Source organism: Bacillus sp. FSL E2-8900, assembly GCF_037966225.1.
GTDB classification, from domain to species: domain Bacteria; phylum Bacillota; class Bacilli; order Bacillales; family Bacillaceae_G; genus Bacillus_A; species Bacillus_A cereus.
The window spans coordinates 425843-451063 of record NZ_CP150193.1; the positions used below are offsets into that span (position 1 = coordinate 425843).

Here is a 25221-nt window from a genome sequence, read left to right on the forward strand (position 1 = left end):
TAAAGAGGTGTGAATATGAGAAGAAGCGCAGAAGAGATAAAGAAAGAAATTGCATATAAAGCAAAAAGTCTATTTTCACAGAAAGGCTACGCAGCTACATCTATGGAAGAGATTTGTGAAATTACAGAGCGAAGTAAAGGAAGCATTTATTATCACTTTAAAAGTAAAGAAGAATTATTTTTATTTGTAGTGAAACAGCATACGTATGATTGGGTTGAAAAATGGAATGAAAAAGAGAAGTTGTATAGCACTAGTACTGAAAAACTATATGGTCTCGCGGAATATCATGTAGAGGACATACAGCAACCAATTTCAAATGCAATAGAGGAATTCTCTATGAGTCAAGTTGTAAGTAAAGAGATTTTGGAGGAACTATTAGCTTTAACTAGAGAATCATATGTTATGTTTGAGAAATTAATTGAAGCAGGTATACAGTCTGGAGAGTTCCGTGAAGATAATACTCGTGATCTTATGTATATTGTGAATGGATTATTATCAGGGCTTGGAGTACTTTACTACGAGCTAGATTATAAAGAGTTGAAGCGTATTTATAAAAAGGCAATAGATGTATTGTTAAAAGGAATGGCAGCTGAATAATAGGTCAGTTGCTTTTCTTACAAAATAAAATAGACCGAACGGTCGGTTTGTAAAAGGGGGATGAAAATGAACGCTTTATTTAAAAACCGAGCATTTATGCTCGTTATGGCATCTGATATTTTACAACAATTTGCAATTTGGATCAGAAATATGGCTCTTTTATATTTCATAATGGAGCGAACGAATAATGATCCGGTTTCTGTTTCTTTGTTATCAGTTATGGAATATGCACCTATTTTTATTTTCTCGTTTATCGGTGGTGCGCTAGCTGATCGCTGGAATCCGAAAAGAACAATGGTCGCTGGAGATGTATTAAGTGTACTGTCTATTATAGGAATTGTCCTGTTGTTAAAGCTGGATTATTGGCAGGCTATATTTTTTGCAACACTCATTTCCGCGATTGTAGGCCAGTTTTCTCAGCCCTCATCTTCGCGCATATTTAAGCGCTATGTAAAAGAAGAAGAGGTAGCAAATGCAATTGCATTTAACCAAACATTACAGTCATTATTTCTGATTTTTGGACCAGTGGTAGGATCGCTTGTGTATACACAACTTGGTTTATTTACGTCACTATATAGCTTAATCATTTTATTTTTGTTATCTGCTATCGCCCTTTCATTTTTACCAAAATGGGTTGAAAAAGAGCAAGTGGCGAGAGATTCATTAAAAAATGATATAAAAGAAGGTTGGAAGTATGTTCTTCATACGAAAAATTTACGTATGATTACGATCACTTTCACCATTATAGGCTTAGCTGTTGGATTAACAACTCCATTAGAGGTGTTTCTTGTAATAGAACGCCTTGGAATGGAAAAGGAAGCAGTTCAATATTTAGCTGCAGCTGATGGAATAGGTATGTTAATTGGTGGTATTGTTGCTGCAATTTTCGCTTCAAAAGTGAATCCGAAAAAAATGTTTGTATTCGGTATGGGCATATTAGCAATGTCATTTTTAGTAGAAGGGCTATCTACATCATTTTGGATTACTAGTTTCATGAGGTTTGGAACAGGTATTTGTTTAGCTTGTGTTAATATTGTTGTCGGTACGCTTATGATTCAACTTGTACCAGAAAATATGGTTGGAAGAGTAAATGGGACGATTTTACCACTGTTTATGGGGGCAATGCTAATTGGAACTTCACTAGCTGGAGGATTAAAGGAACTAACTTCACTAGTTACTGTGTTTTGTATAGCAATGGCACTTATTTTATTAGCGATAGGGCCAGTTCTACGTATGCAAATAAAAAAAGAAGATGTTGCTAATAAAGAGGCACTAACAAATTCGTTAGCTTCGAAATAACTATTGTAAGGGAGCAATATTGCTCCCTTTTTCTTTGAGGAACTTTTGACAACTATATGAGCCAATTATATACTGATGTTGTAAAAACGATTTTACAGGTTAGGAGCAATGGTGTGAAAAATCAGATCTATGAATTACGCACTGAAAATAATATTTCACAAGGCGCATTAGCTGATAAATGTAAGGTTTCTAGACAAACGATAAATGCAATTGAGAATAATAAATATGATCCAAGTTTAGCGTTAGCATTCCGTTTAGCTGAAGTATTAGGAACAACTGTTGATAAATTATTTTTGTACAAGCAGTAGAGTCGTTCATTATAAGTCGCACCTTTAAAAATAAAAAAGATCCTCTTCTTATGAGAAGAGGATCTTTTCTTATAGCGTTTTAGTCTTTGGACTAGGTGGTGTAACGGATGTATTATTTTCTGGAACTCTAGTTAGTAAAAATCCTCCGATAATAAACAGAACAATAATACTAAGAACACCAGCGTTTGTTTTTCCTGTTAATTGGGTTGTAACACCGACTAATACTGGACCCATAATCGCGGCAAACTTGCCAAATATATTATAAAATCCGAAGAATTCATTTGCAGATTCTTTAGGTACTAGTTTTGCAAAGTATGAACGACTTAGTGCTTGAATACCACCTTGAGATGTAGCAACTAACATTGCTAAAATCCAAAAATCAAGTGTCGTTTTTAAGAAATAAGCATATGTGCAAATAATGATATAAATAATGATACCGACATATAACATTTTTTTACCAGTAAATGTTTCAGATAGTTTTCCATATAGTAAAGCAAATGGACAAGCGACAATTTGTGTTACAAATAATATGATTAATAGATTCGTTGCACTAATACCGAGATCGGTTCCGTAAGCGGTAGACATAGTAATAATCGTATCGACTCCGTCAATATAGAAAAAGTAAGCGATTAGAAACATAAATACAGTTTTATATTCTTTAATATTTTTAAAAGTATCAGCAAGGCGTTTGAAGCTCATTCTAATAGGTCTTGGATGACGTTCAATATAGTGCGTTTGCTCTACGTTTTTTAGCATTGGAATTGTAAATAACCCCCACCAAAGAGCTGTTATCGCGAATGAAATTTGACTAGCAATGCCAACTGATAAAGGGATAGTTCCTTTTTGAGCAAGAATGATAAGAGTGATACAACCGATAAATGGAATAGTACTCCCAATATAGCCTAAAGCGAAACCTCTCGTAGAAATTCGATCCATTCTATCTTCAGAAGTGACATCTACTAAAAATGCATCATAAAAAATGTTTGCTCCAGCAAAGCCGATTAAGGCGAGCATATAGCACCCTAGCAATAAGTACCACTGAGAGGTTGGAACGACTGCTAACATACTTGTAAATACGATACCGAGTCCAAAGAAGAATGTGAAAAAACGTTTTTTAAATCCTTTATAATCAGCAACTGTGCCAAGAATAGGAGCAAGTATAGAAATTAAAAGTGTTGCGAATGAGTTTGCATATCCCCAATATGCTGTTGAAGTTGCCCCAGATAAACCCGCTTCTTTTGCAGCTGCTTTAAAGTAAATTGGAAATAATGCAGTTGTAATGACGAGCGAATATACGGAGTTCGCCCAATCGTATAATATCCAGCTTTTTTCTTGTCTGGACATTTTTTTCATATAATGTTCCCCCTCAAATTTGTTTTACTAACAGTGTACAAAAATAAAAATTATAAAAAGAGAAACAATGATGAATTTTACATAACTTTTACATATATACACAGTTCTTTACAATTGGAGTAAATCCTCTACAATTGATCCGTCTGTTTCACCTAAGTGTAAACCGAGTAGTCTAGCGATAGTTGGGCCCTCATCAATAAGTCTCATATACGGTATGGTAATGCCGCTTTTTATCCCTTTCCCAGCAGCGATAAAAATTGTTTCATAGTTAGGTTTTGTTGGAGAGTATCCATGCGTACCAAATGTATATTTTTTACTAGGCGTAACATCTTTTTCGGTAATTTCTTTTATAAAATCTCCTGTATAGTTTTCAGTGAAATAATACCCTTCTCGTGCTTCTAACATGAATAAACAATTACCATCTGCACCGCAGTCTTTGGCAGCTTCATCATGAAGTATAAATTCAATTCCGTTTTGTTTATTTTGAAGTAGTTCTTCAAGGAGTAGTTGTACCTCCCGAATTGTATCCGTATCATTTTTGTCCTTTACATATACATAGGCAGAGCCGTCGCAACTTTGGCAATAGGCTTTCCAGTCTACTAATTTTCCTTTTTTATTAAGAGATATAAGTCCTCTTTGATGGAATAGCACATTTAATTGGATGGATTTGTTTTCACTTAAAGCGCTATGATCACCAAGGGCAATAATTGTACTTTCTTCGTATAAGTCACTTTCTTTTAGTGCTTGAATAATTTTCCCTAGACGTTCGTCGTGTCTCTGGATAGCAGCTATTGTTTCGTTAGATTCAAAGCCGTGATAGTGTCTTTGTGTGTCTAAATCGGTGAAATGTACAAACATGACATTAGGCTTTTTCGTCTGGATTGTATGCACAGCAGAGGCGAGGACGAAATCATCCAGTTCTGGTTGTGATAAACCATTTCTTATATGGCCGAAACGACGATTTAAATCTAATTGGTATAGTGGGCTACCGCTAAATAAGGAAACTAACACTTGATTTTGCCAAGGTCTATTGGGGAAAATTTCTGGTAAATTGTAATCAATATTCGCTCTTCCAGTAACAGGCCATAGAAGGGCAGCTGTCGTTAAATTTGCTTTGCGCGCTTCATCATACAATGTTGTTCCTTTTATTGATTTTCGGTACCAATGCCAATCAGGTGATTCACGCCCTGGTTGAAGTAACGTATTGCTAACAACACCGTGCTTGTTAGGGTAATTACCGGTTACGATTGTTGAGTGGCTTGGATATGTTACAGAAGGATAAATTGGTTCTACTTTTTCGACAACCGTGCCCTTTTTTATTAGAGATTGGAAATGAGGTAGTTTTTGTAGTATAGGAAAATCTAAAGCTGATAAACAGTCGAATGATAAAATAATGACATGGTTTGTTAATGCTTTATCCATAAAGTTCCCTCCTGATTATATAAAACCTATTCTTATATATTACTATTAATACCTAGTAATAAAAATATATTTCTATGTGAAAATTTATTATTTATTTTCAGAAAAATTAAACATATAATTAAGTATAAGGGAATCTATGGAAGGAGGAAACACTATGGATTGGTTAGATGGATTTGGTATCTTTTACATCATTGGCGGAGTCACGATTATCCTTGTATTTGCTATTTCATATTTACTAAAGAAACGGTTTCCAGACAAACAGTTCGATATTATATTTGCACTTAGTTTAATACTTCTTTGCTTAGCATCCTTTCCCGTTACAATGATGGTTATTGGTGGGTGGGAAGGAATGGGATATGGATTTATTGGTTTCTTCGTCCTACTTGGTACACTTATCGGTATGATTGCACATCAACTTGTAAAAATTACGCGAAAAAGCTACGTATAAAACTGTAAAAAATGAAAAGAATATAAAAATAAGAAAATTCACTCTTGTTTTGGGTTGAAATTTATATTATGATAATCAACAAATTTATTTCGTTATAACGATGAAAAAGGACTAGTACATGTTCAACCTTTTTAGCAGAGAGAGAATCCGTCAGGCTGAAAGATTCTTAAAAAGGCAATATGGAACCTGCCTTTGAGTTCTGCATATGCAGCGGGAATTTCCCGTTATCAAAAAGAGAGCATGCGCAATTTTTGTGCATGAATCAGGGTGGTAACGCCGACAAAGCTCGGTCCCTATTTAGGGACGCGGGCTTTTTTGTATTTTCTAGAAGGAGGAAGACTGACTATGGCAAAAGAACAAGTGCAAGCCATTACGAAGATGGAAGAGGACTTTGCGCAGTGGTATACCGATATTGTAAAAAAAGCCGAACTTGTTGATTATTCAAGTGTAAAAGGATGCATGATTTTACGTCCGTATGGTTATGCCTTATGGGAGAATATGCAGAAGGTGATGGATGAGAAGTTAAAAGAAACTGGCCATGAAAATGTATATATGCCAATGTTTATCCCAGAGAGTTTATTGCAAAAAGAGAAGGATCATGTTGAAGGATTTGCTCCTGAAGTAGCATGGGTTACGCATGGCGGAGATGAAAAGTTAGCGGAAAGACTTTGTGTACGTCCTACATCTGAAACTTTATTCTGTGAGCACTTTTCAAAAATTGTGCAATCCTATAATGATTTGCCAAAGTTATATAATCAGTGGTGTTCAGTAGTTCGTTGGGAGAAGACAACTAGGCCATTCCTTCGTACGACTGAATTTTTATGGCAAGAGGGTCATACAATCCATGAAACGGCAGAAGAATCGCAGGCTGAAACATTAAATATTTTAAACTTATATGCTTCTTTCTGTGAGGATTATTTAGCAATACCAGTTATTAAAGGACAAAAAACAGAAAAAGAGAAGTTTGCTGGAGCAAAGGCAACTTATACAATTGAAAGTTTAATGCATGATGGAAAAGCACTTCAAACAGGAACCTCTCATAACTTTGGAACGAATTTCTCTAAAGCATTTGATATTAAGTTTTTAGATCGTAACGGTAAGTGGCAATATGTGCACCAAACATCTTGGGGTGTATCAACAAGAATGATAGGCGGGCTAATAATGGTTCATAGTGATAATAATGGACTTGTAATGCCACCAAAAGTCGCTCCAGTGCAAGTTGTTATTGTACCAATTGCTCAGCATAAAGAAGGAGTTTTAGCAAAAGCAACAGAGTTACAAGCACATATTCAAAAGGTTGCACGAGTAAAAATAGATGCTAGTAATAAAACACCAGGCTGGAAATTTAATGAGTATGAAATGAAGGGGATTCCAATTCGATTAGAAGTTGGCCCTAAAGATATTGAAAAGAATCAAGTTGTACTTGTAAGAAGAGATACGAAGGAAAAAGAGTTTGTACCAATGGATCAATTAGAAGAACGTATTCCAGCATTACTTGAAGAAATTCATATTGCTTTATTTAATAAAGCAAAAGCATTTCGCGATGAGAATACGTATGTTGCGACAAATTTCGAAGAGATGAAAAAAATAGCTGACGAAAAGCAAGGCTTTATTAAGGCAATGTGGTGCGGGGAATTAGCTTGTGAAGAAAAACTAAAAGAAGAAGTTGGCGTATCTTCACGTTGTATGCCTTTTGAGCAAGAGCATTTAGCTGAAGAATGTATTTGTTGTGGTAAAGAAGCTAAACAAATGGTGTATTGGGGAAAAGCGTATTAATACTTTTTCTGATAGGTGATAAAAGGACTTTGGGCTGCATAATAAAATGTAATCCAAAGTCCTTTTTAGTTTTATACAGTATTTCATGTACTTTTTAGATGGAAGGATGTTGTTCTTATTTTACGTTTTTACGACGAATAAACAGTAACATACCAATTAGGAATGTTGAAAGCCCCATTAAAATAGATATAGGGTAATGCGTTGCAGTATTAGGTAATTTATCACCTTGTTTTTTCGTATTACCTTTTACATTACCCCCTTGAGAACCGTTGCCCTCCAGAGAATTGCTATCGCCTTTAACACGATTGCCACCTTGAGAGCCATTACCCCCTTGAGAACTGCTATCACCTTTAACACGATTGCCGCCTTGAGAACCGTTACCGCCAGAACCGTTACCGCCAGAACCATTGCCACCAGAGCCATTGCCGCCAGAACCGTTACCGCCAGAACCATTGCCACCAGAGCCATTGCCGCCAGAACCGTTACCGCCAGAACCGTTACCGCCAGAACCATTGCCACCAGAGCCATTGCCGCCAGAACCGTTACCGCCAGAACCATTGCCGCCAGAACCATTACCGCCAGAACCATTGTCACCAGAGCCACTGCCGCCAGAGCCGTTGCCACCAGAACCATTGCCACCAGAGCCACTGCCACCAGAACCGTTACCGCCAGAACCATTGCCACCAGAACCGTTACCGCCAGAACCGTTGTCACCAGAGCCACTGCCGCCAGAGCCGTTGCCACCAGAACCATTGCCACCGGAACCGCTGCCGTCAGAGCCACTACCACCAGAACCGTTACCGCCAGAACCATTGCCACCAGAACCGTTACCGCCGGAACCGTTGTCACCAGAACCGTTACCGCCGGAACCATTGCCACCAGAGCCACTGCCACCAGAACCGTTACCGCCGGAACCATTGCCACCAGAACCGTTACCGCCAGAACCATTGTCACCAGAACCAGTATCGTCCTGAGAACCGTTATTTCCTGGAGGTATATTATTATCCTTTGAGTTTCCTTCTGCAAAATGATCGCTATTTTGTACAATAGCGTTTGTTAATGGTTGGAAGTTTTCAGTTGCAGCATTACCGATATTTAAACCGCTAAAAAAAGATAAAGAGAGTGTTGATGCTAAAATGAAGATTTTCGTCATGGTTTTCCTCCTAAGAGATTAATGTTCCATCTAAAATACATCCCTTTGTAATATTTCTTAGGAAAAAGAGTTTTATGCAAAAAAAACTATATATAGAAAAAGGTGGTGTATTTGTCAAAGCAGAAAAGAGTTAATGTAGATTTCCTGCAAATAGTAGAGGGGGAGAATTTACATTCATAACGGTAGAGGAAGTGGCAGCAGATGAAAGAGTATATAGCGTTTGATATTGGCGGTACGCAAATTAAGTATGGTATTGTTTCAGAAATAGGGAGAGTATTAAAGCATAAAACAGTTGCAACAGAAATTCATTTAGGCGGAGAACAAATTATTCAAAAACTTATATATGTATCAAAAAAAATAATGAATGAACATACTATTGCAGGAATTGGTATTAGCACTTCGGGAATTGTTGATATTAATAAAGGAATTGTGACGGGAGGTGCGGATCATATTCCGGGATATAGTACTATTCCTATTATTGATAGATTGCAAGAGATATTAAAAGTTCCAGTATCGATTGACAATGATGTGAATTGTGCAGCGTTTGGAGAAAAGTGGAATGGTAGTGGAAGAGAGAAAGATAACTTTATTATGCTCACCCTTGGAACAGGGATTGGGGGAGCAATTTTTATAGATGGAAAATTGTACCGAGGACATTCATTTAGTGCTGGTGAATGGGGGAATATGTTAATAGAAGGAAAAACGTTTGAAGAGGTTGCTTCGATTGCAGGATTAATTCGACTTGTAAGCAAATATAAAGGAAAAGGCGAGTGGAATGGGAAAAGAATTTTCGAGTTGTATGATAAAGGGGATCGGGAAGTTGCTCAAGCAGTTGGGATTTTCTTTAAACATTTGGCAATCGGAATTAGTAATCTTGCTTATATTTTTAATCCAGAAACGATTATTATTGGTGGAGGAATTACCGATAGAGGAAATGAGTTTTTAAAAGAAGTAAAAGAAGAGGTCAGTAAATACTTAAATCAAGAGATTTATAATAATTGTGAGATTGAACTTGCGCAAAACGGTAATTGTGCAGGAATGATTGGTGCTATTTACCACTTCTTACATCATCATAAGTAAATTATATGAATGTTTTCATATAACTGAGAATTTATCCTTTTTATCGCTAGGTAAATAATGCTACAATATAAGAGAAGAATACAATATTTTCCGATTTGGAAAATGCTTTGTAGAAAGGGAGAAACTTCATGCCTATTATTTTAGAAAAAGGTCAAAAGATCGATTTAACGAAAGGACAACCAAAAGTAGCAAAACTACAGGTTGGCTTAGGCTGGGATCCAATTGGGCAATCAGGTGGATTTCTGTCTTCATTATTTGGAAGTAAACCAAATGTAGATTGTGATGCATCTGTTGTTATGTTAGAAGGAGATCGTTTTTTAAACAAAAATGATTTAGTTTACTTCGGAAATAAACTTTCTACTTGTGGTAGTATTATTCATTCAGGAGATAATTTAACAGGTGAAGGCGCTGGTGATGACGAAACAATTTTCGTAGAATTACATAAAGTTCCAAGCCGTATTAATCGTTTAGTATTCGTTGTAAATATTTATGACTGTGTAAATCGTCGTCAAGATTTCGGGATGATTCGTAATGCATATATTCGTATTCAAAACCCGCAAACTGGTGAAGAATTAGCACGCTATAATTTATCGGATAATTATGCTGGCAAAACAACTCTAATTGCAGGTGAAATGTATCGTCACGGAAGTGAATGGAAGTTTTCAGCAGTTGGAGAAGGCACGCAAGATAAAAACTTAAGTGAGATTGTATCACGTTATCAATAAAATAACCGAGGAGGAATTGTATATGGCATCAATTTCATTGAAAAAGGGACAAAAGGTAGACTTAACAAAAACGAATCCAGGTCTTTCGAAAGTTCTTGTAGGACTTGGTTGGGACACGAATCGTTATGACGGACAAAACGATTTCGACTTAGATGTTAGTATTTTCTTAGTAGGCGCGAATGGTAAAGTTTCAGGAGCTGAAGATTTCGTTTTCTATAATAATCCAAAAGGTGCGAATGGTGCTGTAGAGCATTTAGGAGATAACCGCACTGGTGAAGGTGAAGGCGATGACGAAGCGATTAAAGTAGATTTGAAAAATGTTCCTGCTCACATCGAACGTATTTGTTTCACAATTACAATTTATGATGGAGAAGGCCGTAGCCAAAACTTCGGACAAGTTTCTAATTCTTTCGTACGTATTCTTGATGAAGAAAAGAATGCAGAATTAATTCGTTACGATTTAGGAGAAGATTTCTCTATTGAAACAGCCGTAGTAGTAGGTGAATTATATCGTCATGCAGGTGATTGGAAATTCAATGCAATCGGAAGTGGATTCCAAGGTGGATTAGCGTCTCTATGTAATAACTTTGGTTTAGATGTAGAGTAATAGATTTGATTTATATATCCATCGGTGAAATGTATGTTTACTGATGGATATATTTTTAAAGATAAAAATATAGAGGTGAATATAGATGGTTATTCAATTACAAAAAGGCCAGAAAATCGATTTAGGTAAGACAAGCCCTGGTTTAACAAAAGCAGTAATTGGTCTTGGATGGGATATTAAATCTTATGACGGCGGAGCCGATTTCGATTTAGATGCATCTGCCTTTTTATTAGATGCAAACGGAAAATGTACGAAGGAAACTGATTTTATCTTCTATAATAATTTACAGTCTCCTTGTGGATCTGTTTTACATACAGGAGATAACCGTACAGGTGAAGGTGAAGGTGACGATGAGCAACTTGTTGTGGACTTGAAGAAAGTTCCAGCAGATGTGCACAGAATTGCTATTACAGTTACGATTTATGATGCAGAAGGCCGTAGTCAAAACTTTGGGCAAGTAGGAAATGCGTTTGTTCGTTTAGCGAATGAAGAAACGAGTGAAGAAGTTCTTCGTTTTGATTTAGGGGAAGATTTCTCCATCGAAACAGCAGTTGTCTTTTGTGAATTATACCGTCATAATGGACAGTGGAAGTTTAATGCAGTAGGAAGTGGATTCCAAGGTGGTTTAGGTGCGCTTGTAAGAGCGTATGGCTTGGATGCATAGAAAGGAAACGATATTCGTTTCCTTTTTTTGACCTTTCTATAAATCTAGCAAAGAATAGGGGATAAAGGTAAGATGAGTATTTTGCAAGGAATCCTTGATACGTATGCTCAGTTTTTCGACTTGGACATGTGGATTAAAGTGTTGCAGGATCCAGTATCTTGGGGATTAATTGGTACACTTGTTGTACTTGAAGGATTATTATCTGCTGATAACGCACTTGTGTTAGCAGTAATGGTAAAACACCTTCCGGAAGAAAAACGTAAAAAAGCATTATTCTATGGACTTATTGGAGCTTATGTGTTCCGCTTTATTGCGATTGGAATCGGAATGTTCTTAATTAAATTATGGTGGGTAAAACTTCTTGGTGCACTTTACCTTGCTTGGTTATCAGTAAAATACTTTATTGATAAGCGTAAAGGTGCAAGTGAAGAAGACGAAGCTCACGGTATGAATCAAAATAGTATTCTCTTTAGAATGTTTGGTGTCTTCTGGGGAACAGTTGCGATGGTTGAATTAATGGATATCGCATTCTCTGTAGATAGCGTACTTGCTGCATTTGGTGTATCTAATGAAGTTTGGATTTTACTATTAGGCGGAATGCTAGGTATTTTAATGATGCGTGGTATTGCTGGTGTATTCTTAAAATTGTTAGAGCGTATTCCAGAGCTTGAAACGACAGCATACATTTTAATCTTAATTATTGCAGCAAAAATGTTACTGTCTTTAATCGAGATTGAGATTAGTCATACACTATTCTTTATTATTTTAGTTGTAGCATTTGGAGCAACATTTATACTTCACTACATGAAGAATTCTGGACAAGCTAGAGAAGAAGTTGCAGCTACTAAAGAAGACAATAAATAATTGAAATGGGTTTGCTCGTTTTGCGAGCGCCCATTTTTTATAACCAAAAATAGTTTATAATAGAAGAAGGACTTAGAAAAAACGTAAATGTTTTTGGAGGTGAACTGTTGTGTTTTCACGTTTTACACTTCAACCATATGCATTAAAAGATGAATCAGATTTAAAGCAATTTGAAACGCTTTTAGAAAAACGCCCACAATATGAGCTGACAGAGAATGAGATGAAATTTAGTTATATAGCATGTCGAATCCTTGGCGTTCCTAATGATGTAGATGAATATTTTAATGAACTGTTTGATTATAGTGAAGCGAAAGGAATCGAAGTTTTACACGAACAAAATTTAAACAAAGTGATTGATTCGGAAAAGCTTCGTCATATTCAAGAAGTGTTCGGATTACATCAAGAAGCACCAAATGGTCTGACAGTAAATAGGCTAGTTGCACACTTATCTGGGAAACAACTTTTACCGAAAGTAGACAATCCTGATTTACAGCATTACATACATACGACGTTTATTTCACTATTGAAATTATATGAGAAGCAACATAATCAGTCGTTAAAGACAGAAGGCTTCCGTCGTTTCTTAATCGACATAATTAAACTAAGCGAAAATTACGTAGCGAAGTGGTTCTCTACGATTAACTATAAGAAACAAATGCCGCGTATCATTTGGTACGGTGATGCACAGGAAAGCCGTATATATTTCTTATACTTTCTTATTATGCTCGGTTGTGATGTGCTTTATTATCACCCAGAAGGAAAAGATGGATTTGAAAATATTGATGAAGAGGGAAGAACTTTTGTTGTATCTCATTCAAGTCGCATTTCGCTTGAACCATTCCCTGATCGTCGCCGTGAGCGTGTTGCAACAGTAGCGTATCAAGCTTCGAAAGAAATTGAACAAGTACTTCACCACGATAATTCACTGCTGTACAAGCCGTGGCAATTCCGTTCCTATACGCCTGTAGCTCGTACACTAAAAACAACATATGATGAACTCTTTTTAATTACGAAAGAAAAGGCGTTTGTACGCCCGACATTCTTTGTTGAAAATAAACACATTTATATCCCTTCTTTATTTGCGAAAATATCCGGCGTTTCAAAGAATGATAAAGAATATTTTCAACGATTAAAGGCTGTTACATCATTTGATAACAGTTTATTAATTAATACATTCCCATTTACGAAAGAGCAAAAAGCAAACTTCCAATATCATTATCGAGATGCATTGGACCGAGCTGGGAAATTGCATCCTGATCTAATTATGAATAGCCATTGGTGGCCGCATAAGCGTTTACCGGAAGGTTTACAGCATGGAATTGCAGAAGCGATTATCCATACGTGTGAAAGTGAAATGTGTAAACCAATTGCGAAAGAGACGAAACAAGATGTAGCGCTATATGTTTTCGCGCAACTTTCTCAAATACCACCGAATATTTTAGAACAGCTTGAGAAATTTGATTATTCACAAGATGTACCGAAAATTGTTATATTTAATAATGAGAAGAGTGGAGAGTTAACTCGTTCTGATGCTGTTTTATTACTATTTTTGAATCAAATTGGAGTAGATGTATTTCATTTCAATCCAACGGGAAGAAACGATATTGAACCGTATATTGAAGCGGGGGCATTTGATTCACATTGGCTTGAAGAGGTTAATTTCGATCTTGAGTTTCATGGTTCATCAGCCTATAAAAATTTATCACAAACAATAAAAGGACTATTTCGTCCATTTTTATAAGGAAAGGGAGAATGCCATATGAATAACCCAGTCGTACTAGATCCGAAAACAGAATTAAATGAACAAACAGCACAAGATGTTCGCTTACAACTTAGACAAGATGCGGATGTACAACGTATTTATAATGCGGTAGATATTAAAGATCAATTAGAATTAATTGAACTTGGAAAAGAACCTTCTATGGAAATTTCACGTTTTGCTGATCAAATTTTACATACAATGTCATTATCAAAGATAGAAGATTCTGGTGAATTATTAAAACAGCTTGGTAAAATTATGGACCGATTCGATAGTAAAGACTTTGCGGAAGAGAAAAGCGGTTTCTTTTCACGTATGTTTAAAAAAGCGGATAAAATGATTGAACAAATTTTTAGCAAGTATCAAACGATGGGCCGTGAAATTGATAAAGTTTATGTGGAAATTACGAAGTACCAAGATGAGATGAAAAAATCAATTGGTACGTTAGATGGCTTGTATGAGCAAAACTTAAAATATTATCTAGACTTAGAGAAGTACGTAGTAGCAGGAGAAATGTTATTAGAGCGTTTAAATACAGAGTTAGTTCCGATGTATGAAGAGCGTGTACGTAATAATGATCAATTAGCAGGTATTGAATTAGAGTCGCTTAAAAACTCTGTTGAAATTTTAGAACAGCGTATTGACGATTTAGAAAAAGCACGTATGGTTGCGTTACTTACAGCACCACAAATTCGTATGATTCAACGTGGTAATAATAAATTAATTGGTAAAATTAATACAGCATTTATTACAACGATTCCTATCTTTAAAAATGGTATCATTCAAGCGGTAAATGCCAAGCGTCAAAAGCTTGTTGCGGATTCTATGGCTGAACTGGATCGCCGTACAAATGAATTACTTAAGAAAAATGCACAAAATATCGCAACGCAAAGTGTAGAAGTAGCGAGATTATCAGGTTCTTCTAGTATTAAGATGGAAACACTTGAGGAAACTTGGAACATTATTTCAAGAGGTATGCAAGAAACACAACAAATTGAAGAGCAAAACAAACGTGAGCGTGAAGAAAGCCGTAAGCGTATGGCTACATTAACAGAGAATATCAAAAAAGAATTACAAGGGTAAATGAAAAGGCAATGAGGAATATTCCTCATTGCCTTTTAGTTTTTCTTCACTAATTTAATGATTTCATTCACAACAAGCGGAATGATACTTAATAAGAGAACAAATCCCCAATCTCGCATCGTTAATGCATGTACACCGAATATATTTGCAAGGGGCGGGATGGAGATGATACAAACTTGCATAAGAACACCGATAAGGAGGGAGAAGACTAAATATTTATTTGTAAAGATCCCAATTGAAAAAATCGATTTCGTTCTTGAACGCAAGTTAAATGAATGAACGAGCTGAGAAAAACTAAGAACGACAAATGCCATCGTTTGAGCATGTAATAGAGCATCGTCATCAATTCGCTCTGGGAAAAGAGGGAATAAATTTGTATCTCCAGTATAGAATTTTGCTCCGGCGATAAAAGCTATTAGCGTTAAAAGTCCAATGATAACTCCATTGAAAATCAGGAAAGGAACGCTGCCACTAAATAAGCTTTCTTTCGCATGTCGTGGTTTTTCCTTCATCACATCTGGATCTTCAGGATCAACCCCAAGTGATAATGCAGGCAGTGTATCTGTAATTAAATTCACCCACAAAATATGAATAGGTCGTAGTGGTGTTGCCCAGCCGAGTAAAATCGCTAAAAATAAAGCGATAATTTCTCCGAAGTTACAAGAGAGTAGGAAGAGAATTGATTTTTTTATGTTACGATAAATATTTCTACCTTCTTCAACGGCTTTCACAATAGATGAGAAATTATCATCTGTTAACACGACATCTGCTGCCCCTTTTGCAACGTCTGTTCCTGTAATGCCCATCGCTACGCCAACATCAGCTTGCTTTAAAGATGGAGCGTCATTGACACCATCACCAGTCATAGAAACGATATTTCCTTTCGCGCGTAATGCTTTTACAATTTTCACTTTATGCTCTGGAGAGACTCTAGCGAATACATTTAAATGATTAATTTTGCTAGCTAGTTCTGTATCAGAAATGTTATCTAATTCAGTTCCAATCATAATTTCCGATATTTCTTCAGCAATGCCAAGTTCTTTGGCAATTGCAAAGGCGGTATCTTTATGGTCACCAGTAATTATAACTGTGCGAATACCGGCTTTTTTACATTCTTTAATTGAATCTTTCACTTCAGTTCGTGGTGGATCAATCATACCGACAAGACCAATAAAGATAAGATTTTTTTCAAGATGATTTATATCCACATCGTTTGAATCGTATTGTTTAAATGCGAATGAAAGTACTCTTAAAGCTTCTTGAGACATTGATCTGGCAGCTTTTAATATTTGATTTTTATCAGAATCAGTTAAAATCTCGATTTTGCCGTTTTTAAAAATATGGGTACATCGGGGTAAGAGCTTATCAATAGCGCCTTTCGTCATGCTATAGTAGCTTTCATCGTATGTATGTACAGTTGACATCATTTTACGATCTGAATCGAAAGGTACTTCGTTAACACGTTCATGTATTTTTTCTAAATGATCTTTTTGCATATTAAAGGTGGTTCCGGCAACGAGAAGAGCAATTTCAGTCGGGTCTCCCGTTTGTGATTCGTTATTGTAAGACGCATCATTACATAGCACCATATTTTCTAACAATAGACGTTGCGCATCATTATTTACATTTAAACTCTCTAAACGATCGTATGTGTTATCACTATAAAAGTGAGTAACGGTCATTTTATTTTGCGTTAACGTACCTGTTTTATCTGAACAAATAATTGTGACAGAACCGAGGGCTTCAACAGCTGGTAGTTTCCGAATGATAACGTTTTGTTTAATCATACGTTGCACACCAATTGCAAGAACGATGGAAACGATAGCTGGCAAACCTTCTGGAATAGCTGCAACGGCTAAACTAATTGCAGTCATAAACATTTCTAGTGTATCTCGTCCTTGTAAAAAGCCTATGAGAAACATCACGATACAAATAGCTACAGCAACAAAGCCTAAATACTTTCCGACTTGTGCTAAGCTTTTTTGAAGTGGTGTCATATCATCGTCAGCTTCATGTAAAAGGGTAGCAATCTTACCAATTTGTGAGTTCATTCCAGTTTCAACAGCAACACCGACGCCTCGTCCATATGTAACAAGAGTAGACATAAAGGCCATATTCTTTTGATCACCGAGTGGTACTTGCTCATCACTTTGCATGGAAGGGTGGTAGATTGCATCTTTATCAACAGGGACAGATTCACCAGTTAGAGCAGATTCTTCAACTTTTAAATTTGCGGTTTCGATCAGGCGTAAATCGCATGGGATATATCGTCCGGCGTCGAGCATAACGATATCACCTGGAACGACGTGCTCAGATGGAATTTCTTTTAGTTCACCATCTCGCTTGACGATAGCTTTAGGTGTCGCCATCTTTTTCAATGCCTCTAAGGCTTGTTCTGCTTTCGATTCTTGGACGACACCGATAACAGCATTTAAAACTACAACGAGCGCAATGATACTTGCATCTGCCCATTCACCTACAAAGGCAGAAATAAGGGCTGCAATAATAAGGACATATACGAGGACGTCATTAATTTGGGCGAAAATACGCTGCAATAAAGTGCGTTTTTGTTTTGTAGCTAATTCATTAGAACCGTATTGCTTTAAACGTTCACTTACAATTTCATCTGTTAAACCGTGTTGTTCGTTTGTTTCTAGGTCAATTAATGTTTGATCTTTCGTCTTACTGTACCAATTGCTCATAAGTAAGCACCTCCAGTAAAAACAGTTAGCAATGGTAGTGTTGCTATTATTTGTGAGTAGTATGTATGGAGAAAAAATCTAAGGTGAGGTTCTACTTCTATTGTACAATATTTTACAGTTGGTTGAGGGAAAGAGAAGAGTTGTCATGAATTTGTTGGAAATAAAAAAGAGCCTCATATAAGAGAGGCTTTTTTACTTTTTAATTAATGTACCTAATTCTTCTGTAATAGCTTGCATTTCACTAATGCTGAATGTTTCACGTTTCATAACATGATCATAAATGTCACGTAAATCTTCGTACATTTCTTCGTTAAAACTAGCGGCTCTCATCGCTCCAGCATTAACCATACGTAATTTTTCTTTAATAGCTTCGACCATGTATTCAACGTTTTCTTCTGACTTTACGGATAAATCCACCGAAGTGTCCCCCTTTAAAATAACATAAGGCTATCTTAACATTTTTTATCATTTTCGTTAATGAATCTTTTCAATCCCATTAAATTAGTAGGGATTTCCTTTATATTTAATAATTGGTTGTTTATACTATAAGTATATATTAAGAAATGCACCAAGAAGGGAAGAAACAAAAATATGGTTCAAGTATTGTTTGTTTGTCTTGGGAACATTTGCCGTTCTCCGATGGCAGAAGCGATTTTTCGAAATCTTGTCGTAAAAGAGGGACTTGAAGAGAAAATTGTCATTGATTCTGCAGGAACTGGAGATTGGCATGTTGGCCATCCGCCACATAAAGGAACACAAAAAATTTTAAAAGAAAATGCAGTCACTTTTGAAGGAATTAAAGCAAGGCAAGTAGAAAAAGAAGACTTAACAAAGTTTGATTATATTATTGCCATGGACAACAAGAATATAGCAGATTTAAAAAGTTTAGGTAAAACTGGAGGCTATATTGGTAGGCTGTCCGATTTTGTTCCAGACGGTGGCTGGACAGACGTTCCCGACCCTTACTATACAGGGAATTTCCAAGAAGTATATGACCTTGTAACAGAAGGGTGTGCAAAGCTATTAGCTTTCATTCGAAATGAACAAGGAATATGAGGAAGCTTAGAAAGAAATACTTTCTAACATAAGAAATGAAAGGGTGAAGGAATATGGCAAAGAAAAATAATATTGCTCGAAACATTGCGATTGGTGTAGCGGCAGGTGTAGCTGTATCTATGTTGAAGAAAGAAAATCGTGAAAAAGTAAAAAATACTGCAGAAAAAGCAAAAACAAAGATGATTGAAATTGGCGAAAATGCAAAGATCAAAGAAAAAGTGCAAACTGTTACAGATAAAGGACGCGAACTTGCTGATTTCAATGTGGTAAAAGCGAAAGTAGCAGAAATTAAAAAATTAACGCCATCTGTTGTAGAGACGTTAAAAGAAACGAAAGAAATTTTTAGTAAGAAAAAAGTTGAGCCAGAAGAAAAGCCAGAAACGATTGAAATTCAAGCTGTATCTCCAAAGGTAGATGAGTTGAAAGTAGAAGAAGAGCCAATAGTTGCTGAAGATGGTGGTATGAAAGAAGCGCGTGAATTATTTATGAAAGACTCAAATGCAGTGGAAAAAAAAACTGAAGCGTACATTGAGTTAAAGCAAGATAAAGAAGAGAAGAAAAGCGTTTAAACATATATGAGAAAAATTTTAGAAAAGGTGAGAAGAAATCGTACTTATTCGTTTGGTAAAGATTTGTATGACCGGACGATGCGCGATGATGTAGCGGGCTTGGCAGCACAGCTCGCTTATTTCTTCTTGCTTGCAATTTTTCCTGGGCTCGTTTTCTTAATTACGCTTCTTGGATTTATTCCCATTCAAACAGAGGATGTGCTTAGTTTATTAGAGGTTTATGTACCAGATGATGCAATGAACTTAATTGAGGTAAATGTAGATAAAGTTGTAAACCAGCAAAATGGTGGTTTATTATCATTTGGTTTATTATCCATGTTATGGTTTGCCTCAAATGGTGTTAATGCGGTTATGAATGCTTTTAACCGCGCTTATGACGTGAAGGAAACACGTTCTTTTATTACAACAAGAGCGTTATCAATTGTGTTTACATTAGCTATTATTTTTATGATTGTCTTTGCGTTAATTGTTCCGGTATTCGGACAAGTTATTGGAGCAGCAGTGTTTAAAGCACTCGGTTTATCAGATAGCTTTTCTTTCGTATGGAGCATTACACGATTAGTAGCGAGTTTCTTCGTGCTATTTGCTTTGTTTAGTTTCTTATATACATTTGCACCAGATCGAAAGTTAAAAAGAAGAGAAGTTATTTCAGGGGCGTTATTTGCTACTGTAGGATGGATTGTGGTATCGTACTCATTTGCTTATTATGTAGATAAGTTTGCGAATTACGCCAATACATATGGTGGTCTCGGTGGTATCATTATTTTAATGTTATGGTTTTACTTAACTGGATGGGTAATTTTACTTGGCGGTGAAATTAATGGTTTACTCCACCATTATAGAACCGGTGACAATAATTCCCGTAATGAATAATGAGCTCTTGTTCCATAATAAAAAGGAACAGGGGGGATATTTCATGAGTAATAATAAAAAGAACCATAATAATAAAAGTAATAATAAACAAAAGAGCAGTTCGCATCCAAAGCATAAAACGAGTAGCAGTGCGAACGGTCATAATAGCTATCATTAAAAAAAACGGGTCCTCTATGAGGGACCCGTTTTATTTGCTTCCTTTTAATAATCGTAAGCCATTCAAAATGACAAGAATCGTACTTCCTTCATGGCCAATAACACCGAATGGAAGAGCTAAAAATTGCAAGAAGTTTGAACAAATTAGCATGGCAATAACGACTAGCGAAAAGATTACGTTTTGCTTCACAATACGATTCATTCGTTTTGATAGACGGATTGCTTGAGAAAGACGAGATAGTTCGTTCTTCATCAGTACAACATCCGCAGTTTCTAAAGCTACATCTGTTCCTTCTCCCATTGCGACACCAATGCTAGCAGTAGCTAGTGCAGGTGCATCATTTATACCGTCTCCGACCATTGCTACTGTACCGTATTTTTCTTTTAACTTTTTAATCGTTTCAACTTTTGTTTCTGGTAAGCATGATGCGTAATATTCCTTTATATTACTTTCAGAGGCAATTGCTTTTGCCGTTTCTTCATTATCTCCAGTAATCATAATTGCTTCGACACCAATGCTTTGTAAATCACGAATAGCAGCTATTGTTTCTTGGCGAAGCGTATCTTTTAAAGCGATAAGTCCAAGAATGCCTCCCTCATCACTAATATAAACGACAGTTTTACCTTCCTTTTCAAGTGAGGCAGAAATACCATTATGAAATGTTTTTGTTTCTTCACCGATAAAATCAGCTTTACCTATTTTATAAGCGTTGTTTTCGAATATTCCTTTTAGCCCAAAACCAGTTACATCTTCAACCTTTTCTGGTTTTTTTAATGTAATGTCGTACGCATGTTGTGCATATTTAACAATAGATTCAGCCAAAGGATGTGTAGAGTGACTTTCAATTGATGCTGTAATAGAAAGTACTTCTTTTTCTGTCATATTTTCTCGAACATATATATCTGTTACGGTAGGTTTTCCTTCTGTTAATGTTCCTGTTTTATCAAAGGCGATTGCTTTTACTGAAGCGAGGCGTTCTAAATGTATGCCACCTTTAAAGAGAATTCCATTTCTTGCTCCGTTAGAAATTGCAGATAACGTTGCTGGTGTAATGGCAGCAACGAGTGCACAAGGAGATGCGACTACAAGTAAGATCATAGCGCGATAAAACGTTTCATTCCAGCTCCAGTCAAGTAAGAAATGAGGAACGAACATCATAAGCGCAACAACGAGTAGTACACCTTTTACGTATGTTCCTTCAAACTTTTCGATGAATAGTTGTGATGGTGATTTTTCACTTTGTGCACTTTGTACGAGACGGATAATTTTTTGGAATAATGTTTGATCGCTCGGCTTCGTAATTTTAACTTCGATAGCACCACGTAAATTTACAGTACCTGCAAATACTTCATCGCCATGTCTTTTCTCATTTGGAATAGGTTCTCCCGTGATTGCTGCTTCATCGATATTTGTTTCACCGTTATGAATCGTACCGTCAGCAGGAACACGTTCACCTGGTTTAATTAAAATAATGTCGTTAATTTGTAACTCTCCAACAGGAATACGTTCCTCTGTTCCGTTGGAAATGCGTAATGCTTCTTCGGGTTGTAAGTCAAGAAGAGCGGAAATTTCTTTTTGGCTCTTACTTAATGTATAAGATTCCATAGCACCGCTGAGCGCAAAGATGAAGATTAAAATAGCCCCTTCTGCCCAGTAGCCAATAATTGCAGCACCGATAGCTGCAAAGAGCATTAGCATTTCAACATTTAGCTCTTTTTCTTCAATCGTATCTTCAATTCCTTCTTTCGCTTTTGCATATCCACCAACTATATAAGCAAGGATATAGCAAGTAATACCTGCATTCATTGCATCGTTCTTTGTGAATAGCCAGCCAGCTAAAATAAAAATACCAGATGCCAATGCAAATACAAGTTCATAATGTTTTTTTAATGTGTCCCATAAAGAGGGATGAGAAATTGTTTCTTTTGCGTGTAACGTTTTTACTTCTGAGTTCATTACTACTCGCTCCTTCCGAATTCTTATTGAGAAAAATAATCAAAATCGAAACCCCTATAAAACGACGAAAGCTGCCATCCATAATGGATAGCAGCATTTCTGTTGAATCTGTTTTTAATAGTTATTATGTTGTAATTATTCTATAGTATATCATATGTTTTTATGAGATGGTACGGTTTTGTTTCAAGTATAAACGGAAAACTTGTGTTTTCGCAATTCCTTTGGTATATATGAATATTGTTCATAAAAAGGTCGGAAAGGAAGACAACAAGTGAAGACAGAGAAATTTTTTACCCATCCGATTGGCGTATTTATTGCTGCAATAGTAGCAACTTTTTTATGGGGAAGCGCATTTCCTTTTATTAAGTTAAGTTATGCTGAACTTGGAATTCAACCACAAGAAGTTGGAGAACAAATATTATTTGCCGGTTATCGTTTCTTGTTATCTGGAGTCATGCTCTTATTATTCTTTAAAGTGTTAGGAAAAGATATGAGCTTCAAAAAAGGAACGGGGAAACAGTTAATACAAATTGGTTTATTCCAAACGTTTCTTCAATATATCTGTTTTTACATTGGAATGAGTTATAGTTCAGGAATTGAAGGAGCTATCATTTCAGGGACATCATCATTCTTTCAAATTTTACTCGCCCATTTTTTATATAAAGATGATGCTCTCAATAGAAGAAAAATAATTGGGGTATCGATTGGTTTTTGTGGCGTCGTTTTAGTAAATGTGCCGAGTGATGGTAGCTTATCATTTCATTTTGGAATCGGAAGCTTATTACTTCTTAGTGCAGCAATGCTGTATTCATATGGAAACATATTAGCAAAAGAAGGTAGTAAAACATTAGATGTTGGCTATATGACAGCATACCAAATGATGTTTGGTTCTATAGGATTATTATGTATAGGGGCTTTACAAGTTGGAGTCATGCCATTTACATTTAGTCTACATGCACTACTTATGCTGATTTATTTATCTTTCTTATCTGCAGCTGGTTTTTGCATTTGGAATACAATTATGAAGTACAATAAGGTTGGAAAAGTATCTATGTATATGTTCTTTATACCCGTATTTGGTGTGTTATTATCGAGCATGATTTTAGGTGAAGCAATTCATTCATTTGTGTTACTCGGTTTAGCATGTGTAGCCGCGGGAATTATTGTGGTAAATCGGACGCCAGCTAAGCAAAAAATAGAGAAAGAAAAACAAGTAGCATAGAAAGCAGAAAAGCGATTACAATGGAAGAACAGTACTGTTCTTCTTTTTTTATAGAAAAAGGATAATAGACTAAGTGTAACGAAAAAAGATACAAAAAGCATTTATTGAGGAGAACATATTATGAATCTACTTTACGTGGTGTTAATTGGGCAAATACTTCTTTTTTTAATTGGTGCAATTTATGCAATGCGGCAGACAAAAAGAACGAAAGATAATATGCCGTTACCTTTAGCAATCCGTCTTATTCTTAGTTTTTCTTTAACAGGTAGTGCAATTTGGATATGGTTACAAGATCCATCTGTAGAGTATAGTACGTGGGTTGCACTTGGTATGACTTTATCGACTGTGGGAGATTTGTTTATGGCTGGGCTGATTCCAATTGGTCACAGGTTAATTGGAGGGATGGTTACTTTCGCTCTTGCTCATTGTTTTTATGTAAAAGCATTTTTGCAAACAGGAATTTCGTGGAATGGTTTTTGGATTGGTTTACTCGTATATGGGCTCTTTCTAATTGTAGGATGGTTCTTCTTTATCCGAAATGATAAACAGGATAAATTGTTTACGATAGGAGCTCTAATTTACGGATTGTGGGTTGGAGGAATGGCTTGCTTTGCATTCGCCTTATATTATGAAAATACAGGAATATGGTGGATACCAGCGTTTGGTGGTTTACTGTTTGTGATTTCTGATTTTATTATTGGCGTGACAGATATCGGAGGGCGTAAATTGAAGTATGAGCCACTTTGGATTTGGTTTACATATGTAGCTGCTCAAATGTGTATTGTATATGTGGGATTATAAAAAGATACTCTCAAAATAGTGGATAGACTATTTTGAGAGTATCTTTTTTGCTTGTTTAATTTGATCAGTATTACCATTTTGAAATTTCTAATATTATAATTTTATAATTCAGAATTTTGTAGAAAAATATCGGTTGTATTATTTATAATAAAAGTAAAAAGATGATGAGATGGTGAAATGATGCAAAAGAAAAAACGTTGGCGTGAATTCTTTGGAACTATTGCAATTGCATGTTTATTGGTGTTTTTGGCGAAAATTTTTGTGTTTTTCCCTACGACTGTAAAAGGAGCATCTATGAGGCCAACGTTGCAAGATGGAGATAAGGTAATTGTTAATAAGTTAGCAAAACAATTTGAAAGCTATGGGAGAGAAGACATTATTGTTGTGAAAACAGATAATTTTTATGTCAAAAGAGTGGTTGGATTATCTGGAGATATAATTGAGATGAGAAATGATCAATTATATGTAAATTCTGAAGTGAAAGATGAAGAGTATTTGGATAGTAATAAAAAACAAGCAGAAAAAAAACTTATGAATTTAACAGAGGACTTTGGACCGATTACAGTTCCTAAAAATAAGATTTTTGTTATGGGAGATAATCGCTTAATAAGTAAAGATAGTAGAAATGGTTTAGGTTTTATTGATAGAGAAGATGTGTTAGGAAAGTTAGCAGGCATTTATTATCCGTTTGAACATATGAAAATAATAAAGTAAAAAACCAAGCAAATTTTAGTTTGCTTGGTTTTT

24 protein-coding genes and 1 other annotated feature are annotated in these 25221 nt (G+C 35.9%); of the genes, 18 read left to right on the forward strand and 6 right to left on the reverse strand.

Annotated elements, in window-relative coordinates:
• Positions 1–15: 15 nt before the first annotated feature.
• From NST90_RS02195 to NST90_RS02205, 3 genes are all read left to right on the forward strand, one after another.
• On the forward strand, positions 16–597 hold the full coding sequence (locus NST90_RS02195; protein ID WP_001254452.1) for a TetR/AcrR family transcriptional regulator: 582 nt from the start codon (positions 16–18) through the stop codon (positions 595–597).
• Between the two features lie 66 nt (positions 598–663).
• Complete coding sequence (locus tag NST90_RS02200) at positions 664–1896, forward strand: MFS transporter (RefSeq protein WP_044307350.1); 1233 nt, start codon at positions 664–666, stop codon at positions 1894–1896.
• Positions 1897–1952: 56 nt separating this feature from the next.
• Positions 1953–2204 carry a helix-turn-helix transcriptional regulator gene (locus NST90_RS02205; RefSeq protein WP_002023181.1) on the forward strand — a complete coding sequence of 84 codons (252 nt, stop codon included), beginning with the start codon at positions 1953–1955 and terminating at the stop codon, positions 2202–2204.
• A gap of 69 nt (positions 2205–2273) precedes the next feature.
• Here NST90_RS02205 and NST90_RS02210 read toward each other — a convergent pair whose 3' ends face one another.
• A complete protein-coding gene (locus NST90_RS02210; RefSeq protein WP_000738816.1) occupies positions 2274–3557 on the reverse strand; it encodes an MFS transporter in 1284 nt (427 codons plus the stop codon).
• Positions 3558–3665: 108 nt separating this feature from the next.
• Positions 3666–4979 (reverse strand): ectonucleotide pyrophosphatase/phosphodiesterase, encoded by a 1314-nt coding sequence (locus NST90_RS02215; RefSeq protein WP_000356414.1) that lies wholly within the window; start codon positions 4977–4979, stop codon positions 3666–3668.
• Between the two features lie 154 nt (positions 4980–5133).
• Here NST90_RS02215 and NST90_RS02220 point away from each other — a divergent pair, with 154 nt between their 5' ends.
• The gene (locus tag NST90_RS02220) at positions 5134–5427 is read left to right on the forward strand and encodes a YesK-like family protein (RefSeq protein ID WP_000383865.1); all 294 of its coding nucleotides are present in this window, start codon (positions 5134–5136) and stop codon (positions 5425–5427) included.
• Positions 5428–5518: 91 nt separating this feature from the next.
• Positions 5519–5725, forward strand: a binding site (T-box leader).
• 47 nt (positions 5726–5772) lie between these two features.
• Complete coding sequence (gene proS, locus NST90_RS02225) at positions 5773–7203, forward strand: proline--tRNA ligase (protein ID WP_001040985.1); 1431 nt, start codon at positions 5773–5775, stop codon at positions 7201–7203.
• 115 nt (positions 7204–7318) lie between these two features.
• On the opposite strand, the gene NST90_RS02230 is transcribed toward proS, so the two are convergent.
• On the reverse strand, positions 7319–8356 hold the full coding sequence (locus NST90_RS02230; protein WP_339201049.1) for a cell wall anchor protein: 1038 nt from the start codon (positions 8354–8356) through the stop codon (positions 7319–7321).
• Between the two features lie 201 nt (positions 8357–8557).
• Between NST90_RS02230 and NST90_RS02235 the strand changes: the two genes are divergently transcribed.
• The 7 genes from NST90_RS02235 (at position 8558) to NST90_RS02265 (ending at position 15138) form a co-directional block, all read left to right on the forward strand.
• A complete protein-coding gene (locus tag NST90_RS02235; RefSeq protein ID WP_074618909.1) occupies positions 8558–9436 on the forward strand; it encodes an ROK family protein in 879 nt (292 codons plus the stop codon).
• Positions 9437–9564: 128 nt separating this feature from the next.
• The gene (locus NST90_RS02240) at positions 9565–10161 is read left to right on the forward strand and encodes a TerD family protein (protein WP_001121586.1); all 597 of its coding nucleotides are present in this window, start codon (positions 9565–9567) and stop codon (positions 10159–10161) included.
• 22 nt (positions 10162–10183) lie between these two features.
• A complete protein-coding gene (locus tag NST90_RS02245; protein WP_000146726.1) occupies positions 10184–10768 on the forward strand; it encodes a TerD family protein in 585 nt (194 codons plus the stop codon).
• A gap of 85 nt (positions 10769–10853) precedes the next feature.
• Positions 10854–11432, forward strand: coding sequence for a TerD family protein (locus NST90_RS02250; RefSeq protein WP_000236643.1), 579 nt, complete (start codon positions 10854–10856; stop codon positions 11430–11432).
• A gap of 72 nt (positions 11433–11504) precedes the next feature.
• On the forward strand, positions 11505–12296 hold the full coding sequence (locus NST90_RS02255) for a TerC family protein (RefSeq protein WP_000025704.1): 792 nt from the start codon (positions 11505–11507) through the stop codon (positions 12294–12296).
• 109 nt (positions 12297–12405) lie between these two features.
• Positions 12406–14037 (forward strand): YceG family protein, encoded by a 1632-nt coding sequence (locus NST90_RS02260; RefSeq protein ID WP_000492859.1) that lies wholly within the window; start codon positions 12406–12408, stop codon positions 14035–14037.
• A gap of 18 nt (positions 14038–14055) precedes the next feature.
• Complete coding sequence (locus tag NST90_RS02265) at positions 14056–15138, forward strand: toxic anion resistance protein (RefSeq protein WP_001064409.1); 1083 nt, start codon at positions 14056–14058, stop codon at positions 15136–15138.
• 35 nt (positions 15139–15173) lie between these two features.
• Here NST90_RS02265 and NST90_RS02270 read toward each other — a convergent pair whose 3' ends face one another.
• A complete protein-coding gene (locus NST90_RS02270; RefSeq protein WP_283748304.1) occupies positions 15174–17840 on the reverse strand; it encodes a cation-translocating P-type ATPase in 2667 nt (888 codons plus the stop codon).
• Positions 17841–18032: 192 nt separating this feature from the next.
• A complete protein-coding gene (locus tag NST90_RS02275) occupies positions 18033–18257 on the reverse strand; it encodes a DUF1128 domain-containing protein (protein ID WP_000366196.1) in 225 nt (74 codons plus the stop codon).
• A 174-nt stretch (positions 18258–18431) separates the two neighbouring features.
• Here NST90_RS02275 and NST90_RS02280 point away from each other — a divergent pair, with 174 nt between their 5' ends.
• Genes NST90_RS02280 through NST90_RS02290 form a run of 3 tightly spaced genes read left to right on the forward strand, consistent with a single transcriptional unit; the run spans position 18432 to position 20338 of the window.
• Positions 18432–18896, forward strand: a complete 465-nt coding sequence (locus NST90_RS02280) for a low molecular weight protein-tyrosine-phosphatase (protein WP_000250916.1) — start codon at positions 18432–18434, stop codon at positions 18894–18896.
• Positions 18897–18949: 53 nt separating this feature from the next.
• On the forward strand, positions 18950–19465 hold the full coding sequence (locus tag NST90_RS02285; protein ID WP_001085389.1) for a DUF4075 domain-containing protein: 516 nt from the start codon (positions 18950–18952) through the stop codon (positions 19463–19465).
• 6 nt (positions 19466–19471) lie between these two features.
• Entirely contained in the window at positions 19472–20338 is an 867-nt protein-coding gene (locus NST90_RS02290; protein WP_001226536.1) for a YihY/virulence factor BrkB family protein, read from the forward strand.
• Between the two features lie 187 nt (positions 20339–20525).
• On the opposite strand, the gene NST90_RS02295 is transcribed toward NST90_RS02290, so the two are convergent.
• On the reverse strand, positions 20526–22451 hold the full coding sequence (locus tag NST90_RS02295; RefSeq protein ID WP_025710259.1) for a heavy metal translocating P-type ATPase: 1926 nt from the start codon (positions 22449–22451) through the stop codon (positions 20526–20528).
• 271 nt (positions 22452–22722) lie between these two features.
• Between NST90_RS02295 and NST90_RS02300 the strand changes: the two genes are divergently transcribed.
• From NST90_RS02300 to lepB, 3 genes are all read left to right on the forward strand, one after another.
• Positions 22723–23673, forward strand: a complete 951-nt coding sequence (locus tag NST90_RS02300; protein WP_046392326.1) for a DMT family transporter — start codon at positions 22723–22725, stop codon at positions 23671–23673.
• Between the two features lie 120 nt (positions 23674–23793).
• The gene (locus NST90_RS02305) at positions 23794–24474 is read left to right on the forward strand and encodes a lysoplasmalogenase (RefSeq protein ID WP_001051080.1); all 681 of its coding nucleotides are present in this window, start codon (positions 23794–23796) and stop codon (positions 24472–24474) included.
• 177 nt (positions 24475–24651) lie between these two features.
• Positions 24652–25188: a signal peptidase I gene (gene lepB, locus NST90_RS02310; RefSeq protein WP_046392327.1), complete on the forward strand. Its 537-nt coding sequence runs from the start codon at positions 24652–24654 to the stop codon at positions 25186–25188.
• Positions 25189–25221: the final 33 nt, after the last annotated feature.

What these genes read in the sequence shown, in the direction of transcription:
- NST90_RS02195 (WP_001254452.1), top strand. Translation starts at nt 16, where the DNA reads ATGAGAAGAAGCGCAGAAGAGATAAAGAAAGAAATTGCATATAAAGCA.
- NST90_RS02200 (WP_044307350.1), top strand. Translation starts at nt 664, where the DNA reads ATGAACGCTTTATTTAAAAACCGAGCATTTATGCTCGTTATGGCATCT.
- NST90_RS02205 (WP_002023181.1), top strand. Translation starts at nt 1,953, where the DNA reads ATGAGCCAATTATATACTGATGTTGTAAAAACGATTTTACAGGTTAGG.
- NST90_RS02210 (WP_000738816.1), bottom strand. Translation starts at nt 3,557, where the DNA reads ATGAAAAAAATGTCCAGACAAGAAAAAAGCTGGATATTATACGATTGG.
- NST90_RS02215 (WP_000356414.1), bottom strand. Translation starts at nt 4,979, where the DNA reads ATGGATAAAGCATTAACAAACCATGTCATTATTTTATCATTCGACTGT.
- NST90_RS02220 (WP_000383865.1), top strand. Translation starts at nt 5,134, where the DNA reads ATGGATTGGTTAGATGGATTTGGTATCTTTTACATCATTGGCGGAGTC.
- proS (WP_001040985.1), top strand. Translation starts at nt 5,773, where the DNA reads ATGGCAAAAGAACAAGTGCAAGCCATTACGAAGATGGAAGAGGACTTT.
- NST90_RS02230 (WP_339201049.1), bottom strand. Translation starts at nt 8,356, where the DNA reads ATGACGAAAATCTTCATTTTAGCATCAACACTCTCTTTATCTTTTTTT.
- NST90_RS02235 (WP_074618909.1), top strand. Translation starts at nt 8,558, where the DNA reads ATGAAAGAGTATATAGCGTTTGATATTGGCGGTACGCAAATTAAGTAT.
- NST90_RS02240 (WP_001121586.1), top strand. Translation starts at nt 9,565, where the DNA reads ATGCCTATTATTTTAGAAAAAGGTCAAAAGATCGATTTAACGAAAGGA.
- NST90_RS02245 (WP_000146726.1), top strand. Translation starts at nt 10,184, where the DNA reads ATGGCATCAATTTCATTGAAAAAGGGACAAAAGGTAGACTTAACAAAA.
- NST90_RS02250 (WP_000236643.1), top strand. Translation starts at nt 10,854, where the DNA reads ATGGTTATTCAATTACAAAAAGGCCAGAAAATCGATTTAGGTAAGACA.
- NST90_RS02255 (WP_000025704.1), top strand. Translation starts at nt 11,505, where the DNA reads ATGAGTATTTTGCAAGGAATCCTTGATACGTATGCTCAGTTTTTCGAC.
- NST90_RS02265 (WP_001064409.1), top strand. Translation starts at nt 14,056, where the DNA reads ATGAATAACCCAGTCGTACTAGATCCGAAAACAGAATTAAATGAACAA.
- NST90_RS02270 (WP_283748304.1), bottom strand. Translation starts at nt 17,840, where the DNA reads ATGAGCAATTGGTACAGTAAGACGAAAGATCAAACATTAATTGACCTA.
- NST90_RS02280 (WP_000250916.1), top strand. Translation starts at nt 18,432, where the DNA reads ATGGTTCAAGTATTGTTTGTTTGTCTTGGGAACATTTGCCGTTCTCCG.
- NST90_RS02285 (WP_001085389.1), top strand. Translation starts at nt 18,950, where the DNA reads ATGGCAAAGAAAAATAATATTGCTCGAAACATTGCGATTGGTGTAGCG.
- NST90_RS02290 (WP_001226536.1), top strand. Translation starts at nt 19,472, where the DNA reads ATGAGAAAAATTTTAGAAAAGGTGAGAAGAAATCGTACTTATTCGTTT.
- NST90_RS02295 (WP_025710259.1), bottom strand. Translation starts at nt 22,451, where the DNA reads ATGAACTCAGAAGTAAAAACGTTACACGCAAAAGAAACAATTTCTCAT.
- NST90_RS02305 (WP_001051080.1), top strand. Translation starts at nt 23,794, where the DNA reads ATGAATCTACTTTACGTGGTGTTAATTGGGCAAATACTTCTTTTTTTA.
- lepB (WP_046392327.1), top strand. Translation starts at nt 24,652, where the DNA reads ATGATGCAAAAGAAAAAACGTTGGCGTGAATTCTTTGGAACTATTGCA.